This window comes from Agromyces sp. NPDC055661, assembly GCF_053618135.1.
Genome location: NZ_JBSHHC010000001.1, coordinates 951,816 through 969,951, shown reverse-complemented (window position 1 = coordinate 969,951; position 18,136 = coordinate 951,816). Strand labels below are relative to the sequence as shown.

10 protein-coding genes are annotated in these 18,136 nt (G+C 71.7%); 6 read left to right on the top strand and 4 right to left on the bottom strand.

Going from position 1 to position 18,136, the window contains the following annotated elements; all coding sequences use genetic code 11:
• Nucleotide 1: 1 nt before the first annotated feature.
• Entirely contained in the window at nt 2–2,929 is a 2,928-nt protein-coding gene (locus ACWGO8_RS04420) for an MMPL family transporter (RefSeq protein WP_452041914.1), read from the bottom strand.
• A gap of 164 nt (nt 2,930–3,093) precedes the next feature.
• Here ACWGO8_RS04420 and ACWGO8_RS04415 point away from each other — a divergent pair, with 164 nt between their 5' ends.
• From ACWGO8_RS04415 to ACWGO8_RS04400, 4 genes are all read left to right on the top strand, one after another.
• Nucleotides 3,094–3,582 (top strand): N-acetyltransferase family protein, encoded by a 489-nt coding sequence (locus ACWGO8_RS04415; RefSeq protein WP_452041913.1) that lies wholly within the window; start codon nt 3,094–3,096, stop codon nt 3,580–3,582.
• 18 nt (nt 3,583–3,600) lie between these two features.
• Entirely contained in the window at nt 3,601–4,614 is a 1,014-nt protein-coding gene (locus ACWGO8_RS04410) for a helix-turn-helix transcriptional regulator (protein ID WP_452041912.1), read from the top strand.
• 163 nt (nt 4,615–4,777) lie between these two features.
• Nucleotides 4,778–9,340, top strand: a complete 4,563-nt coding sequence (locus ACWGO8_RS04405; protein WP_452041911.1) for a S8 family peptidase — start codon at nt 4,778–4,780, stop codon at nt 9,338–9,340.
• A gap of 74 nt (nt 9,341–9,414) precedes the next feature.
• Nucleotides 9,415–9,888 (top strand): NUDIX hydrolase, encoded by a 474-nt coding sequence (locus ACWGO8_RS04400; protein WP_452041910.1) that lies wholly within the window; start codon nt 9,415–9,417, stop codon nt 9,886–9,888.
• 36 nt (nt 9,889–9,924) lie between these two features.
• Here the strand turns inward: ACWGO8_RS04400 and ACWGO8_RS04395 are convergent, their stop codons facing one another.
• The 3 genes from ACWGO8_RS04395 to ACWGO8_RS04385 form a co-directional block, all read right to left on the bottom strand.
• Entirely contained in the window at nt 9,925–10,323 is a 399-nt protein-coding gene (locus ACWGO8_RS04395) for a DUF1801 domain-containing protein (RefSeq protein ID WP_452041909.1), read from the bottom strand.
• A gap of 5 nt (nt 10,324–10,328) precedes the next feature.
• A complete protein-coding gene (locus tag ACWGO8_RS04390) occupies nt 10,329–10,904 on the bottom strand; it encodes a GNAT family N-acetyltransferase (protein ID WP_452041908.1) in 576 nt (191 codons plus the stop codon).
• Between the two features lie 194 nt (nt 10,905–11,098).
• Nucleotides 11,099–11,500, bottom strand: a complete 402-nt coding sequence (locus tag ACWGO8_RS04385) for a cupin domain-containing protein (protein WP_452041907.1) — start codon at nt 11,498–11,500, stop codon at nt 11,099–11,101.
• Nucleotides 11,501–11,787: 287 nt separating this feature from the next.
• Between ACWGO8_RS04385 and ACWGO8_RS04380 the strand changes: the two genes are divergently transcribed.
• Nucleotides 11,788–14,874: a DUF7402 domain-containing protein gene (locus ACWGO8_RS04380; protein ID WP_452041906.1), complete on the top strand. Its 3,087-nt coding sequence runs from the start codon at nt 11,788–11,790 to the stop codon at nt 14,872–14,874.
• Nucleotides 14,875–14,932: 58 nt separating this feature from the next.
• On the top strand, nt 14,933–18,013 hold the full coding sequence (locus ACWGO8_RS04375; protein WP_452041905.1) for a DUF7402 domain-containing protein: 3,081 nt from the start codon (nt 14,933–14,935) through the stop codon (nt 18,011–18,013).
• The last annotated feature ends 123 nt before the right edge of the window (nt 18,014–18,136 follow it).

Here is an 18,136-nt window from a genome sequence, read left to right as displayed (position 1 = left end):
CTCAGCGCACCGTCGCCAGGGTCGGGCCGGCCGCGGACGAGGCGAGGGTCACGGTGCGCACGATCGCGCGCGGGGGGAGCAGGTCGTCGAGCCGGGCGTCGGGCCGGCACGCGACGACGAAGGTGAGGGGAGCGCCGTCCGGTCGGCGGTCGGCGGTCGCGGCATCCGTCATCAGGTGGCGCACCCGGGCCCGCAGCACCGGGTCGGTCACCGCGTCGATCGCGTCGACCATGACGACGGATGCCCCGACGAGCGCATTCCGCAGGTCGCCGACGACGTCCTCCGTGCGGTCCGCGTGCACGTACGCGGTGCGCCGGCGCACGGCGCCCGCACGCGTGGGGAGCACCAGCCCGTCGACCTTGACCCGCCCGCCGAGCACCGGTGATCGGCCGCCGAGCGCGAGCAGCACCGCGCTGCGCGCCGATGCCGTGCCGCCGCGCACGAGCAGCAGCTCGCCCGGTGCGACCGAGAGGTCCACCACGGGTGCGCCCACGGCGTCGGACGTGCGGAGTCCCTCCGCGACGAGCGCGAGCTGGGCGCCGGGCTCCGGCCAGTCCGCGAGCTCGAGCTCGTGCGAGAGCCCCTCGCCCTCGACGTCGAACCGGGGGAGCAGCCGGTCGAGCCAGGCCGGGATCCACCAGGCGCGGTGCCCGAACAGGGCGAGCACCGCCGGGATGAGCGTCATCCGCACGACGAACGCGTCGATCGCGACGCCCACGGCGAGGCCGAAGGCGATCGGCTGGATCGACGCGTCGCCCTCGGGCACGAACGCGGCGAACACGGCGACCATGATGATCGCCGCGGCGGTCACGACCCGGCCCGAGCCGACGAAGCCCTCGATGATCGCGCGCCTCGGCGTGCCGTGGTGCACGTAGTCCTCGCGCATGCGCGTGACGAGGAACACCTCGTAGTCCATGGCGAGCCCGAACAGCACGCCCATGAGGATGATCGGCATGAAGCTGATCACCGTGCCGACGGACGCGACGCCGATCGGGCCGGCGAGGAAGCCGTGCACGAACACGAGGGCCGTGAGGCCGAGGGCCGCGGCGATCGACAACACGTACCCGAGCGCGGCGGTCACGGGCACGACGATCGAGCGGAACACCATCGCGAGCAGCACGAGCGAGAGCCCCACGATGAGCACGCCGAACGGCAGCAGCGCCTCGGTCAGCTGGATGGAGATGTCGATGCCCGCGGCCGTGTAGCCGGTGACCGCGAGGTCGACGCCGTACTCCTCTTGGAAGTGGTCGTGCATCCCGCGCAGCTCGGCGACGAGCGCCTTCGTCTCCTCGGAGTCGGGGCCGCCTTCGGGGATCACCTGCACGATGCCCGTGTCGCCCGCCTCGTTCGGCGTCGACAGGGGCACGGATGCCACGCCGTGCACGGTCGCGATCTCTGCGCCGATGTCGTCCATGAGCCCGACGGGGTCCGTGCTCTGGATGACCTGGCCCGTGACGAGCAGCGGCCCGTTGTACCCCGGACCGAAGTGCTCGTCGATGAGGTCGTACGTGATGCGCGCAGGCTCGGTCTCATCGAGCGAGCCGGCGTCGGGCAGCGCGAGCCTGAGGCTCGCCGCGGGCACGGCCAGCAGGCTCAGCCCGATCACGACGAGGGCGACCGTGACGATGGGCCAGCGGATGACGCCGCGGACCCACCCCGCGAAGAACCCGCGCCGCACCGGGGCCGCGGGCTCGTCGTCGGGGAGGGGTTCCTCGGCATGCGGGTCGGGTCGCTCGGACGGGGCCGCCGGCTCGGACTCCTCATCGGGATGCGTCGGCTTCGCGGCATCCGTCGGCTTCGCGGCATCCGTCGGCTTCGCGGCATCCGTCGGCTTCGCGGCATCCGTCGACTTCGCGGCATCCGTCACCGCCGCTGCCGCCGCGGCCGCGCCGCCCGGCCGGAACCGCCTCGCGACGACGTGCCACTTCGCGAAGCCGAGCAGCGCCGGCGTGAGCGTCGTGGAGATGAGGACCGCGATGGCGACGGCGAGGGCCGCCGCGACGCCCATGGTGGTGAGGAACGGGATGCCCGCGACGGCGAGGCCGAGCAGCGCGATGATGACCGTGGTCGCGGCGAACACCACCGCCGAGCCCGCGGTCGCCACCGCCCGCGACGTCGACTCCTCGGGTTCGATGCCCTGCTTCAGCTGGTCCTGGTGGCGGGAGATGATGAACAGCGCGTAGTCGATGCCCACCGCGAGTCCGAGCATGAGCGCGAGCAGTGGCGTGGTCGACGTGATCGTCAGGAACCGCGTGCCGACGTACACGATGGCGAGCGCTGCGCTCGCTCCGAGCAGCGCGGTGAGCAGCGGCATGCCCGCGGCCGCCAGCGACGCGAACGTCACGAGCAGCACCACGAACGCGACCGCGAGGCCGACGAGCTCGGTCGCGCTGATGCCGGTCGAGGTCTGCGAGAAGAGCTGGCCGCCCACCGACACCTGCGAACCGTCGGGCAGGGATGCCTCGAGCGCGGCTCCCGCGTCCTGCAGCGCCTGCGCCGTCGACGGCTCCACCGCCGTGGTGCCGACCGAGAGCTGGATCGGCACGAGCACCGCGGAGTCGTCCTCGGCGATGTTCGCGCTGCCGGGGGTGTCGTAGGGGTTCGAGACCGACGAGACCTGCGGGATGCCCGAGATCGCGTCGATCGACGCGGCGACGTCGGCCTCGAAGTCCGACTGGGTGACATCGCCGCCGTCGGGCGCGACCGCGATCAGCTGCGCCGAGCTGCCGGCGACCTGCGGGAACGTGCGGGCGAGCGCGTCGAGCGCCTCCTGCGACTCCGTGCCCGGGATGCGGTACGTGTTGTCGGTGCCCGTGCCGACGAGCGCCGCGACGGTGAAGAGCACCGCGATCGCCACCGCCCAGCAGACCACGACGAGCACGCGGGCCCGGTAGGCCCAGCGGCCGAGCATGGAGAGCACGGAGGACATGGTCACCCGTTCCGATCAGCTGCCGTCCCGCCCGGCAGACAGTGCCCTCAACCTACGACCGGGCACGCGACAGCCGCAAGGCACCGATTCGGGGTACGGCCCGATACGCACGGCTCGGCGGCGCGGGCCGCGACCGGCCCCGTCGGCGAACATAGGCTCGGAGCGTGCCCCTCGCGACGATCGCCATCGGCGACACCTCCTTCATCCTGCGCCGCGCCGTGCGCGACGACCTCGAAGCACTGGTCGCGCTCATCGCCGCCGACGCGCTCCGTGCGAACGACGACAGCTCGGCGCCCGAGCACCTCGCGCGGTACGAGCGCGCGTTCGCGGCGATCGACGCGGACCCGGCGCAGACGCTCGTGGCCGTCGAGACATCCGACGGCTCGGTGGTCGGCACGATGCAGCTCACGCTGATCCCGGGACTCTCGCGCGGCGGCGCGAGCCGCATGCAGGTCGAGGCCGTGCGCATCGCCGACGGGCTGCGCGGCATGGGGCTCGGCAGCGCGATGATCCGGTGGGCGATCGACGACGCCCGGGCGCGCGGCGCCGCGCTCGTGCAGCTCACCTCCGACGCGCGGCGCACCGACGCCCGCCGCTTCTACGAGCGCCTCGGCTTCGAGGCGTCGCACGTGGGGTTCAAGCTGTTCCTCTGAGGCGATTACGCTGGCCGCGTGGCCGAAGACCCTCCGCTGCTCGACGTGGCCGGGCTCGACGCGACCGGTGAGCGCGTCTACGTGCACGTGCTCATGCACGGCCGGTCGAGTGCGGCCGAGGTCGCCGCGCAGTTCGACCTGGCCGAGGAGACCACCCTCCGGCAGCTCGAGGGGCTGCGACAGCTCGGGCTCGTGACGCGCCTCGAGGGCCGGCGGCCGCAGTACTCGGCGGTGGACCCGCGGTTCGCCCTCCGGGCGGTGCTCGATCGGCTGAGCGACCAGGCGATGCGGATCCGCGAGGCGATCCCCATGCTCGTCGAGTACTTCGATGCGGCATCGCCGAGCGAGTCGGGGTCCCACCAGGCCGTCGTACTGACCGATCCCGACACGGTCGCGGCCTGGTACGCGCGCCTGCAGCACCAGGCGACGCGCGAGTTCCTCTCGTTCGACCGGCCGCCGTACGTCTCGGCCTCGTTCGATCCGTTCGAGGCCGAAGTGCTCGCCCGGGGGGTGGACTGGCGCGCGATCTACACGCTCGCGAGCTTCGACGAGGGCTCGACCTGGGACGAAGTCGAGGGACTCGCCGAGCAGGGTGAGCAGGCGCGCATCACCGAGGAGCTACCGGTCAAGCTCGCGATCGTCGACGGCGAGATCGCCCTGATCTCGCTGACGCTGGAGCCGGGACGCGTCGACGCCCTCATCACCCACGCGCCGCCGCTCGTCCAGGCACTGCGTGAGCTGTTCGAGTTCCACTGGTCGCGGGCCGTGCCACTGCCCGACGCCCGCGCGCAGGTCGGCGACTCGGGATCCGAGGGGCGACTGCTGCCCGGTGCGCAGGTCCGACAGGCGTCCGTCGAGGAGCGGTCGATCCTGGCGCTCATGGCCGTGGGGATGAAGGACGAAGCAATCGCGCGACAGCTCGGGATGTCGCCGCGCACGCTCCGGCGCCGGAGCCAGGAGCTGCTCGCAGAGCTGGGTGCGGGCAATCGCTTCCAGGCGGGTGTCGAGGCGGCTCGCCGGGGCTGGATCTGAGCGCCGGCAGCGTCTCATGTAACGCCCGCGTTTCAAGATCTGGCCGGTAGCGGTCGTTGGCCTGAACCGGACATCGCGGCCGAGGGGTGCTCGCGCACAATGAGACCACCGTCGGCCCCTCGCGGGTCCGTCGCCTGGTCCCACCTCGTTTCCAAGGACTCCCGTGATCACACCTCCGCGCTCCTTCCATGCCTCGCGGCGTCGCCTCGGCGTCGCCGTCGTGGCGACGCTGCTCGCCGCGTCCGTCACCGTCGTCGCTCCCGCATCCGTGGCGGCGGCGCAGCCGACCCCGCCGTCCGAGCCGACGGCGCCGGCCGCCGCGTCGCCCGTCGGCGCCGACCCCGCCTCCGAGTTCGCCGACGGACGCTACATCGTGACCCTCCGTGACGAGGCCGTGGCGACCTACGCGGGCGGCGTCGACGCCTACGCGGCCACCCGGGCGCAGGAGGGCGACGACCTGAACGCGCGCTCGAAGCGCGCCGTCGCCTACGCCGAGCACCTGGCGGACACGCAGGAGTCCGTCGCCGAGTCGGTCGACGCCGAGATCATCAGCTCCTACACGCTTGCGACCAACGGGTTCAGCAGCCGGCTCAGCGCCGAGCAGGCCGCGTCGCTCGCGGCCGACCCGCGCGTGGCGACGGTCGTGGCCGACGAACTCCTCCACATCCAGGAGGCCGTGCCGTCCACCGAATTCCTCGGCCTCAGCGGCGACGGCGGCGTCTGGGACGACCTCGGCGGCAGCGACGCCGCCGGCGAGGGCATCGTCGTCGGCGTCATCGACACCGGGATCTCGCCGGAGAACCCGTCGTTCGCCGGCGACCAGCTCGGCGACGCATCGGGTTCGGCGCCCTACCGCGACGGGGACGCCATCGTCTTCGAGAAGGCCGACGGCGGGACCTTCCGCGGCGCCTGCGTGGGCGGCGAGCAGTTCGACGCCGCGGACTGCTCGACCAAGCTCATCGGCGCCCGGTACTTCGTCGAGAACTACGGCGGCGACTACATCGGCCGGGAGCGGGGCGAGGTCCTCTCGCCACGCGACGGCAACGGCCACGGCTCGCACACCGCCAGCACGGCCGCGGGCGAGTTCGGCGTGACCGCGATCGTGGGCGGACGCGAGTTCGGCGAGATCTCGGGCGTCGCGCCCGCCGCCAAGGTCGCCGCCTACAAGGTCTGCTGGGCCGGCCCGACGCCCTCCGACGACGGATGCTCCACCGGCGACATCCTCGCCGCCATCGACGCCGCGGTGCACGACGGCGTCGACGTGATCAATTACTCGATCGGCGGAGGGGCAGCCCTCACGACGGTGTCGCTCACCGACCAGGCGTTCCTGCGCGCCGCCGCCGCCGGCATCTTCGTCGCGGCATCCGCCGGCAACGACGGACCAGAGGCATCGACGGCCGACAACGCGGCGCCGTGGGTCACCACCGTGGCCGCCTCCACCATCCCGAGCTACGAGGCGACCGTGCGCCTCGGTGACGGGCGCGCCCTGCCCGGCGGCTCGATCACCGTTCCGGCCGGCGGCCTCGCCGGTCCGCTCGTCGCGGCATCCGCCATCGCTGCGGCCGGTGCCGCCGACCCGCGGCTCTGCGGCCCGGGCACGCTCGACCCGACGCTCGCGGCCGGCCGGATCGTGCTCTGCGACCGCGGCGTGATCGACCGCACGGCGAAGTCGGCCGAGGTGGCGCGCGCAGGCGGCATCGGCATGGTGCTCGTCAACGCGACACCCAGCTCGATCGACGTCGACGCGCACGTCGTGCCGACGGTGCACGTCGACGCCGAGTGGTACGAGGCGCTCAACGACTACGCCGCCACCTCCGGCGCCTCGGCCGTGCTCGAGGACGGGAACACGACCGGTGGCCCGTCACCGGCGACGCCGCAGATCGCCGGCTTCTCGTCGCGGGGCCCGATCCTCGCCGACGGCGGGGATGTGCTGAAGCCCGACCTCACGGCACCCGGCGTCGCGATCCTCGCCGACGGTCGCAACGCCGAGGGCGAGGACCCCACGTTCGAACTGCTCTCGGGCACGTCGATGTCGTCTCCGCACGTGGCGGGACTGGCCGCGCTCTACCTCGGCGTGCACCCGCAGGCCTGGCCGGCCGAGGTCAAGTCGGCGCTCATGACCACCGCGTACGACACCGTCGGGCCCGACGGCGCGCCGATGACCGATCCGTTCGCGCAGGGCGCGGGGCACGTCGACCCCACCCGCTTCCTCGAACCCGGCGCCCTGTTCCTCAACGGCCTCGACGACTGGTACGGCTACGTGCAGGGGCTCGGGATCGCGGACCTCGGCGTGGCGGGGATCGATCCGTCCGACCTGAACCTCGCGTCGGTCTCGATCGGCAGCCTCGCCGGCGTGCAGGCCGTGACGCGTACGGCGACCGCGACCGCGGCCGGCCGCTACGAGGCGCAGCCCGTGGACGTGCCCGGCGTCGACGTCACCGTCAGCCCGTCGGTGCTCGAGTTCGGCGCGGCCGGCGAGGAGCAGCAGATCACGATCACCTTCCGGCGCACGGATGCCGCGCTCGACGCCTTCACGACGGGCGTGCTCCGGTGGAGCGGCGACGAGGGCTCCATCACCATGCCGCTCGCGGTGCGTCCCGTCGTCATCGCGGTACCGGGCGAGGTCCACGGCGAGGGCATCGCCGGCTCCGTCGAGATCCCGGTCTCGGCGGGCGACACCACGGAGGTCCCGATCGACGTGCAGGGACTCGTCGCCGGTCGCGTCTTCCACGGCGCCATCACGGCGGGCGGGGTGCGCGACCGCCACGTGATCGACATCCCCGAGGGCACCACGCTCGCGCGGTTCGACCTCGACGCCGCCGACGACGCGGCCGACCTCGACCTGCGGCTGTACACGGTCGATCCGTACGGCGTGACGTGGCAGATGCGGGAGGCGACCTCGCCGAACGCGGACGAGCAGATCGTGCTTCCCGACGCGGGCGCCGGACGCTACGTGCTCGAGGTGGACGCCTTCTCGGGCGATGGCGACCTCGACTACGACCTGACCGCGTACCTGCTCGGCGGCGACCCGGCTGCGGGCGCGCCGACCGCCGACCCCGAGGTGCTCTCGATGCAGCTCGGGGAGCCGGCCGCGGTCGACGTGTCGTGGTCGGGCCTGGCTCCCGGCTCCCGTTACTACGGCCGGGTGCGGTTCGTCGACACCCGCGCCGTGACCGACGTGGTCGTCACGACGCCCGGCGAGCCGCTCGTCGACGACACTGAGACCTCGATGACGGTCGCTCCCGGCTTCGTCCGACCCGGCAAGCCGTTCGCCGTGACCGCCGTCGGGCTCGAGCCGCGTGCCGCGTACACCGTGACGTTCGACGGCGCCCCCTTCGCGACCGGCGTGGTGGGCGACGACGGCACCGCCGCCCGGCAGTTCACGATGCCGGCGGATGCCGCGGAGGGCCCGCACGCACTGCGGTTCGTCTCGGGCGACCGATCGGCCGAGGGCGTGGTGGACTCGGCGTCGCTGCTCGTTTACGACGCGTGGGGGGTCGTGGACTACCTCGCCGACGGGACGGCGACGGCGGCCGCGGAGGTCACCTACGGCGGCCGCGGGACGTCGCACGTGGTCATCACCAGCGCGGCGGGCACGGTGCTGCTCGACGATCGGATCGAGCTCGATCTCGACCCGATGTGGGACGTCGACTCGCGCCGATCCTCGAGCGTGCCGGTGACCCCGGGCGACTACGTGGCGACCGTCTCGGCGGTGGCGGCCGACGGCAGCGACCGGCAGGTCCTCGATCGGCCGTTCACGGTCGAGGCGACCGCGCCGAACGCGCTCACGCTGGAACCGAACGCCGACGACCCGAACGCGATGGACCTCGTCTACGACAACAGCGTCGGCGCGGTGTCGCAGCTCACGATGCGCTACAAGCTGTGCACGGGACCGCTCGTGTTCGCTTCCCTGTGGGTCGACAAGCCCGTCGTCTCGGGCACGTTCGACGTCACGGGTGTCACCGGCGTCGACGTGATCCTCGATGGCGCCCTCATCGGCTCGTACGAGAACGAGGGCTCGGAGCGCTGCGCCGAGGAGCCCGAGATCTCCAACGAGTTCTGGGCGACCTTCTCCGACGGTTCGCTCGAGGACGTTGCCCCCGGCGACGGCGACGCCGAGCACGGGGCGGACGCCGCCGCCGCGGCCGAGACGCCGATCACGCTCACGATGACGAACCGGTACCCGGCCTACAGCAGCGGGTTCGACCTCTCGGTCGGCTACGGGGACTCCATCTACTCGGGTCGCTTCTACCTCGAGTCGGTGCCGCACGACCGCGTCACCGAGCCCGGGCCGACCGAGTCGCGCACCATCCAGGTCGAGGAGGATGCCGCGTTCTGGGTGCGCGCCAAGTACGAGGTGATCCACGACGACTACCAGATGTCCGCGCACCGGCTGATCCTGACGACGCCGGTGGCCCTCGAGGATCTCGCGCCGGTCGTCGACCCCGGTGACCCCGGTGATCCGGGCGACCCCGGCGACCCGGGTGACCCCGGCGACCCCGGCGACCCGGGTGACCCCGGCGACCCCGGCGACCCGGGAGGCCCCGGACATCCCGGCGGCCCGGGCGACCACCCGGGCGGCACGAAGCCGCCGGCGGGCGGATCGGGCCTGGCGCACACCGGGGCCGACATCGCGGGCGCCGTGGCGCTCGCCGGCATCGTCGTGGTGCTCGGCGGCCTGCTGATGGTCGCGGAGTTCCGACGCCGACGGCGCGCCGAGCGCTGAGCCCGCACCGGCCGGATGTCGTCACGAGCGGCATCCGGCCGGTTCGGCGCGGTGCGGTCGCCTAGGGTCGAGGCATGCCCACGCCCGACTTCGTGCTCGAACTGCGCCGCCACGTCGGCACCCTCCCGCTCTCGCTCGTGGGCGTGACCGCGGTCATCCTGCGCGGCGACGAGGTGCTGCTCGGCCGGCGCTCGGATAACGGCGCCGTCACGCCGGTCACCGGCATCGTCGATCCGGGGGAGGAGCCGGCGGATGCCGCGCAGCGCGAGGCGCTCGAGGAGGCGGGCGTGCGCATCCGCGTCGACCACCTCGCGTGGGTGCACCAGATCCCGCGGATCACCTACGCGAACGGCGACCAGGCGGACTACCTCGACCTGACGTTCCGCTGCACGTGGCTCGAGGGGGAGCCGTTCCCGGTCGACGGCGAGATGACGGAGGTGGGCTGGCATCCGCTCGGCGACCTGCCCGAGATGAGCGAGGAGCAGCATCGGCGCATCGCCGCGGCGGTCGACGGGCAGGGCGCGGCGCGATTCGAGGGCGGGGTCTGAGCCCTCGCGTCATTCACGCGTCGGGCCGCATCGACCTCACGCGTCGGGCTCGAACGCGAGCCAGGCGCGGACGAGCGAAACCACCGCCGCCTGCGCCGCGGGGTCGTCGGCGGGCGGTGCCGTGAGGCTCGCCCGGATGTCGGAGTGCCAGGTGAGCAGCCCGTCGGGATCGCCGCCGAACCGGGACGCGACGCCGGCGCGCTCGGCGCGTGCGGTGCCGAAGTGCAGGATCAGCCGGACGGGCCCGCGCCCGGCCGCGTTCACCGTGACCCGGTCGACGCCGTCGAGCACGAAGTCGGGCGAGTTCCACTTCACGGTCTCGACGAGTCGCGGCTCCGCCTCGCGCACGAGCGATCGCAGCAGCTCGACCTGTGCGCGGCGCGCGGGATCCTGGGCGGCGAGGAACTCGTCGACGGTGCGGAAGCGATCGGCCATGCGCGTCAGCCCAGTTCGAGCCGCATGAGCACGCGGGGGAATCCGTTGAGCACCGAGTCGGTGTCAGCCGCCTTGGTGAAGCCGGCGCGCTCGAACAGGCGTCGGGTGCCCACGTAGGCCATGGTGAGGTCGACCTTCTCGCCGCGGTTGTCGACGGGGTACCCCTCGATCGCCGGCGCGCCGTGCTCGCGCGCGAACCGCACCGCCCCCTCGAGGAGGTGATGGGAGATGCCCTCGCCGCGGTGTCCGGGCCGGACCCGGATGCACCACACCGACCAGACCTCGACGTCGTCGACGTGCGGGATCTTGCGGTTCGTGGCGAAGCTCGTGTCGGCGCGCGGATGCACGCCCGCCCAGCCGACGACCTCGTCGCCGTCGTACGCGAGCACGCCCGGCGGCGGGTCCTGCCGCACGAGCCGCTTCACCCGCTCGCCGCGCTCGGGGCCCTTCAGGGACAGGTTCTCCTTCGACGAGGTGAGCCGATAGCTGAGGCACCAGCACACGTTGGCATCGGGCCGCTTGGGCCCGACCACCGCGCGCACGTCGACGAACCTCGTCGCCGGACGCACCTCGATCGCCATACCGCCACCCTGCCAGCGGCCGCCGACACCGGCGATCGAAGGGGTGTGGTCGTCAGCTCGCCGTCGTCGCGGCATCCGTCGACGGAGCGGGCGTGTTCGCCGCACTCGGCCTCGTCCAGCAGACGATGAGGATGATCCTCGCCCAACATCATGCCGCAGGGCTCGCCCGCCGCGCGGATGGGGGAATCCTCCGGCTACTCCTCCGCCCAGGTCTGCACGATCACGTCGGACGCGTGGATGCAGAGCACCCGGAGCGGGCCGGTGCCCGCATTCTTGAACCCGTGCCAGATGCCCGCCGGCACGGTCGAGGTGTCGCCCGCGTTCGCGACGAGTTCGCGGTCGCCGATGGTGATGCGCGCGGTGCCCTCGATCACGACCCACGTCTCCGCGTAGGGATGCCAGTGCAGGCCGGGGCCCTCGCCGGGGTCGTTGTCGACGTAGAAGTACGAGATGCCCGATCCGTGATCGCGCCCGACGAACCGGCGCGTCCGTCCGGAGCCGATGCGGAGCGCGTCGCCCGGGACGATCACCGGTTCGCTCGGCGGCGTCGTCGTGGGTGCCATGGTGATCTCGGTGTCGTAGTTCGCGCTGGCCATCCGGTGCCTCGTCTCTGTCGGAGCAATGACGGCTCCACTGTTCCGGATGCCCCGTCGGAAGTCGAGCCGGAGCGCCTCGACCTCGTCCCCCGATCGGCGTGCCGAACATCCCCCAGTCACTCAATCGGGGGGTACTGGCTGACGCCGACGGACGTTAGGCTCCGATTCAAGGTGAATTCCCAGCAAACGAATGGGAACGCACGCATGAACGCCGACCTGCCCTAGTCCGCGTTCTCGCCACGGACGATGGGGTCGGAGCAATGGCGATCACACGAAACGATTCCGCTGTGTCTGCGATCGCCATCCCGCCCGATCCGGCTTCGTCCCTGCGCGCCACGCGGTGGCTGCCGTGGGCGGTGTCCACCGCGCTCGTCGCGGCGCTCCTCACGGTCGTGCCCGCGATGCCGGCCTCGGCCGCGCCCGTGAACGTGGCGCGGGTGTCGGGGGTCTCGGTGTCGGCGTCGTCGCAGAACACGTCGACGGGGCAGACCGCGGCAAAGGCCGTCGATGGATCGGCGACGGGCTACCCGGGCGACCACACGCGCGAATGGGCGACGCAGGGCGGCAAGGCGAACAGCTGGATCCAGCTGAACTGGTCGTCGCCGGTGACCATCGACCGGGTCGTGCTCTACGACCGGCCGAACGCCGACGACCGGGTGAACGCGGGAACGCTGACGTTCTCGTCGGGATCGTCGGTCGCCGTGGGCCAGCTCGGCAACTCGGGCGCGGCCACGACCGTGACGTTCTCGGCGCGCCAGGTGACGCAGCTGCGGTTCACGATCACGTCGGTGTCGTCGACCACGTCCAACGTCGGCCTCGCCGAGCTCGAGGTGTGGGGTGAGACCGCCGCGCCCGCGAACCGGCCGCCGGTGGCGAACGCCGGACCCGACCAGGCGGTCGCGACCGGATCGACGGTGACGCTCGACGGATCGGCCTCGTCGGATCCCGACGGCACGCCGCTCACCTACCAGTGGGCGCAGACCGGAGGTCCGTCGGTGGCCCTCGGGGCGCCGGGCGTTGCGAAGCCGACGTTCACCGCGCCGTCCGCCGGCACCTACACGTTCCAGCTGACGGTGTCCGACGGCGCCGCGACGGCCGTGGACTCGGTGAGCGTCACAGCCCAGAACGCGGCCCCGTCGGCGAACCTGGCACGCATCTCGGGCGTCACCGCGACCGCGTCGTCGCAGGCGTCGTCGACCCAGTCGCCGGCGAAGGCGATCGACGGCGTGGCATCCGGATACCCCGGCGACTCGTCGAAGGAGTGGGCGACCGCAGGCGGCAAGGCCGGCAGCTGGATCCGGCTCGCGTGGACCGCTCCAGTGACGGTCGACCGGGTGGTGCTCTACGACCGCCCGAACGCCGATGACCGCGTGAACGCCGGCACGCTCGTGTTCAGCGACGGCTCGTCCGTCGCCGTCGGCGCGCTCGGCAACTCCGGCGGAGCGACGACCGTCACGTTCCCGAGCCGCACCATCTCCAACGTGCGGTTCAACATCACCGCCGTCTCATCGACGACCCACAACGTCGGCCTCGCCGAGTTCGAGGTCTGGGGTGCGCCGGTGCCGCAGCCGCCGGTGGCGCGCGCGGGCGCCGACCAGTCGGTGCCGGCGAACGTCGCGTCGGTGACGCTCGACGGCTCGGCGTCGTCGGATCCCGAGGGCGCGGCGCTCACGTACTCGTGGACGCAGACCGCAGGCACGTCGGTGACGCTGAACGGCCCGACCACCGCCACGCCGACGTTCACACCGCCGGCGGGCACCGGGACGTACACGTTCCGGCTCACGGTCTCCGACGGATCGCTCACGGCGACCGACGACATCACGGTCACCGTGGTCTCGGCGGCGGTGCTCTCGGTGTCGAACAGCGGCACGAGCGCCGTCTGGAACGCGAACTTCAGCTCGACGCTCTCGGGCCAGACGATCAGCCTGCAGAAGCAGACGATCGTCACCACGACCACCGACGAGGTGCCGCAGGCCGCCTGGGTGACGATCGCGTCGGGCGCCGCGAACACGAGCGGCGACCGCACGTTCACCGTGACCGACCCGCTCGAGGTCTCGCACGCGTACCGCGCGATCTCGGGTGCGCACGTCTCCAACCTCGTCACGTACGCGGCGCCGCTGAAGACGATCAGCACCGGCTTGCCGACCGTGCACATCAACACGAACGAAGGCGCGACGGTCGACTCGAAGGACGTCTGGTTCGAGGCCCAGTTCAGCATGACCGGCGGCCCCGGCTGCACGGCGGTGAACCCGTCGCTGACCCGTGTGCGCGGCCGCGGCAACACCACCTGGTTGCGCGACAAGAAGCCGTACAACATCAACCTCGACAAGAAGACCGACCTGTGCGGCATGGGCTCGAACAAGAAGTGGGCGCTGCTGGCGAACGACTTCGATCCGGCGCTCATGCGGACCGAGGCATCCATGTACCTCGGCGAGCAGCTCACGAACATGGCCTGGGTGCCCGAGACGCGACCCGTCGACGTCTTCATCAACGGCACGTTCCTCGGCTCGTACACGCTGATCGAGCGGGTCGAGATCGCGTCGAACCGCGTCGACATCGACGAGCTGAAGGACAACCAGGGCGGCGTGAACGACAGCGCGCCGCAGGTGACCGGTGGTTACCTGCTCGAGTGGGACCACCGCGCACGCGGCGACCACAACGTCGAGGTGAACGACAGCGGCTGGGTCGCGATCAAGTCGCCCGAGGACGAGGACGACGGCTCGGGCATCACGCCCGCGCAGGTCGCCTACGTCGACCAGTACCTCGACGAGGTCGACGACGCGATGTTCAGCGACCACTTCACCGACGACACGACCGGCTGGAAGAAGTACATCGACGTCGCCTCGGCGGTCGACTACTACCTGGTCATGGAGCTCACGAAGATCGACGACGGCAACATGTGGGCCAGCGTCAACATGTACAAGGATCGTGACACCGACCCGGCCCCGGGCGACCAGGGCAAGCTCTACTTCGGACCGATGTGGGACTACGACACGTCGATGGGCTACAGCCTCGAGTGGGAGGGCGCCTACGAGCCCGGCGACCTCATCAACCCCGAGGGCTGGTACCTGCGCGACAACCTCGAGACCAAGACGCAGTCGCAGACGGTGTCGTGGTTCTACCGCCTCAACGAGGACCCCGAGTTCCGCCAGCTCGTCGAGCAGCGCTGGGCGCAGGTGGTCCAGCAGCTCCGCTCCGTCGATGGCTACATCGGCTCCTACGAGGACCTGATCGCGAACTCGGCCACGCAGAACTTCGTGACCTGGTGGGGCCACACCCCCTCGCAGTCGCGCGCTGAGTGGCAGGAGCAGGTCGACTACATGCGCAACTGGCTGAACACCCGGATCGAGTGGATGAACGATGAGCTCGGATGACCCCCGGCGGATGCCGCGACGAGGACGGAACGGAACGGACATGCAGGAGGACGAGGCCATGACCTCGAGTGCGATCGGCGTGATGTCGGGCCGCCGGATGCGATGGCTGGCCTGGCTGGTGGCCATGGCGATGACGGCCACGGTGCTCGCGGTGATGCCGGCGGTGTCGGCGTCGGCCGCGCCCATCAACGTCGCCCGATCGGCGGGCGTGACGGTGACCGCGTCGTCGCAGAACTCGTCGACGGGCCAGACCGCGGTCAAGGCCGTCGACGGGTCGGCGACCGGCTACCCGGGTGACTCGACGCGCGAGTGGGCGACCAGCGGTGGCAAGGCCGGCAGCTGGATCCAGCTGAACTGGTCGTCACCCGTGACCATCGACCGGGTCGTGCTCTACGACCGGCCCAACTCCGACGACCGGGTCACCGCCGGCAACCTCGTGTTCTCGTCGGGCGCCCAGGTGGCGGTCACGAGCCTCGCCAACGCCGGCACCGCGACCGAGTTCACGTTCTCGCTGCGCACGGTGACGAGCGTCCGGCTCAACATCACGCAGGTGAGCTCCACCACGCACAACGTCGGCCTCGCCGAGTTCGAGGTGTGGGGCGAGCCGGGCACCCCGGGCAACCGGGCCCCCGTCGCGAACGCCGGCCCCGACCAGGGGGCCGTGACGGGCGTGCTGACGACGCTCGACGGGTCGCTGTCGTCGGACCCCGACGGCACCCCCCTGACGTATCAGTGGGTGCAGACCACGGGTCCGGGCGTCGCGATCAGCGGCGGTACGACGGCGAAGCCGACCTTCACGCCGACCGGCACCGGCGTGCACACGTTCCAGCTGACCGTCTCCGACGGCGTGCTGAGCGCCAGCGACACCGTCGTCGTGACGGTGACGGTGCCCTCGTCCGCCACGAACGTCGCACGGCTGGGCAACGTCACGGTCACCGCGTCCTCGCAGGCGTCGTCGACGCAGGCGCCTGCGAAGGCGGTCGACGGCGTGGCATCCGGATACCCCGCCGACTCGTCGAAGGAGTGGGCGACCGCCGGCGGCAAGGCGGGCAGCTGGATCCAGCTCACGTGGCCCGTGCCGGTGACCATCGACCGGGTCGTCCTCTACGACCGTCCGAACGCCGACGACCGCGTCACGGCGGGCGCGCTCGCGTTCTCCAACGGGACCTCGGTCGCGGTCGGCTCGCTGAACAACGCCGGCGGCGCGACCACCGTCACGTTCCCCGCACGCACCGTGACGAACGTGCGCTTCAACATCTCGGCGGTGTCGACGACCACGCACAACGTCGGCCTGGCCGAGTTCGAGGCGTGGGGTTCCGTGCCCCCGCAGCCGCCGGTCGCCAGGGCGGGCGCCGACCAGTCGGTCGCCGCGAACGTCCCGCAGGTGACGCTCGACGGCTCGACCTCGTCCGACCCCGAGGGCGCGGCGCTCACGTACCAGTGGACGCAGACGGGCGGCACCGCGGTGACGCTCACCGGCGCGACCACCGCGAAGCCCACCTTCGTGCCGCCGGGCACGGGCAGCCTGACGTTCCGACTGACCGTCTCCGACGGGCAGCTCACCGCCACCGACGACGTCACGATCACGGTGATGGCCCCGGCAGTGCTCTCGGTCGCGAACTCCGGTGCCAGCGCGCTCTGGACCGCGAACTACGACTCGAGCCAGGCGAACGCGACGGTCGCGCTGCAGCGACTGCGCATCGTCACCACGATGACGACGCAGGTCACGTCCGCCACGTGGGTCAACGTCGGCGCGACGCGGACACTGAACGCGAGCGGCGACACCACGTTCACGGTCACGGATCCGCTCGAGGTCGAGCACTCGTACCGGGTGGTCCGCACGTCCAACGGCTTCGCGACGAACGAGCTGAAGTACGCGGCGGCTCGCGTCTCGCCGAACACCGGGCTCCCGACCGTGTACGTCGACACGAACGAGGCCGGCGGCATCAACGACACCGAGACGTACCTCGAAGGTCGGTTCACGATGACCGGCAGCACGTCGTTCCCGCAGTGCACCGCGGTCTCCTCGGCGCTGATGAAGATCCAGGGCCGCGGCAACTACACGTGGACCCTCGACAAGAAGCCGTACAACTTCTCGCTCGACAAGAAGGCCAACGTGTGCGGCATGGGCAGCGACAAGAAGTGGGCGCTCCTCGCGAACCACTACGACCGCTCGCTCCTGCGCAACTCGACGGCCCTCTACCTGGGCGGCCTGATGACGAACCTCGCGTACACGCCGCAGTCGATCCCGGTCGACGTGTACGTGAACGGCGTCTACCAGGGCGCGTACAACCTCGTGGAGCGCGTCGGCGTCAACGAGAACCGCGTGAACATCGACAAGCTCGAGGGCAACACGGGCGGCGTCAACGACAGCGCACCCAACGTGACCGGCGGCTACCTGCTCGAGTGGGACTTCCGCGAGGGCGGCGACCACAACGTGTACGTGGGCCAGAGCACCGGCTGGGTGGCGATCAAGGAGCCCGAGGACGAGGACGACGGCTCGGGCATCACGCCCGCGCAGGTCGCCTACATCGACGGCTACCTCGACCACGTCGACGACGTCATCTTCTCGCCCGGCTTCGCCGACCCGGTGAACGGCTGGCGGAAGTACCTCGACCCGGCCTCGACCGTGGACTTCTACCTCATCCAGGAGCTCACGAAGAACCTCGACAGCAACATGTACACGAGCGTGTTCATGTACAAGACGAGGGACACCGCAGCCGGCGCGGGCAAGCTCTACATGGGACCGCTGTGGGACTTCGACACGGCGATGGGCGATGCGGAGTACCCGGGCGACCAGGGCGACCCGACCGGCTGGTACCTGCGCGACGAACTCGACATCGAGGCGAAGCAGACGACGGAGACCTGGTTCAACCGGCTGTTCCAGGACCCGGCGTTCCAGGCGATGGTGGAGGCCCGCTGGCAGCAGATCTACCCGCAGCTGCGCACGAGCGACCAGTTCATCGCCGGGCAGCTCCCGCTGCTGCAGGCCTCGGCGAACCTGAACTTCCAGAAGTGGAGCGTCACGGAGCGCCTCGAGGACGTGCAGGTCATCAAGGGCAGCTGGCCGAACGAGACCGCGTACCTGCGCCAGTGGCTGGACGCGCGCCTCGACTGGATGAACGACCAGCTCGGCTGATTCCGGGCGGGGGCCCCCGGCGGGGGGCCCCCGGGGGCGCCCCCCCGGGGGGGGCCGGCGGGGCCCCCCGGGGGGCCCCCCCGGGGGGGGGCCCGGCGGGGGGGCCGCGCCCCCACAGCGCCG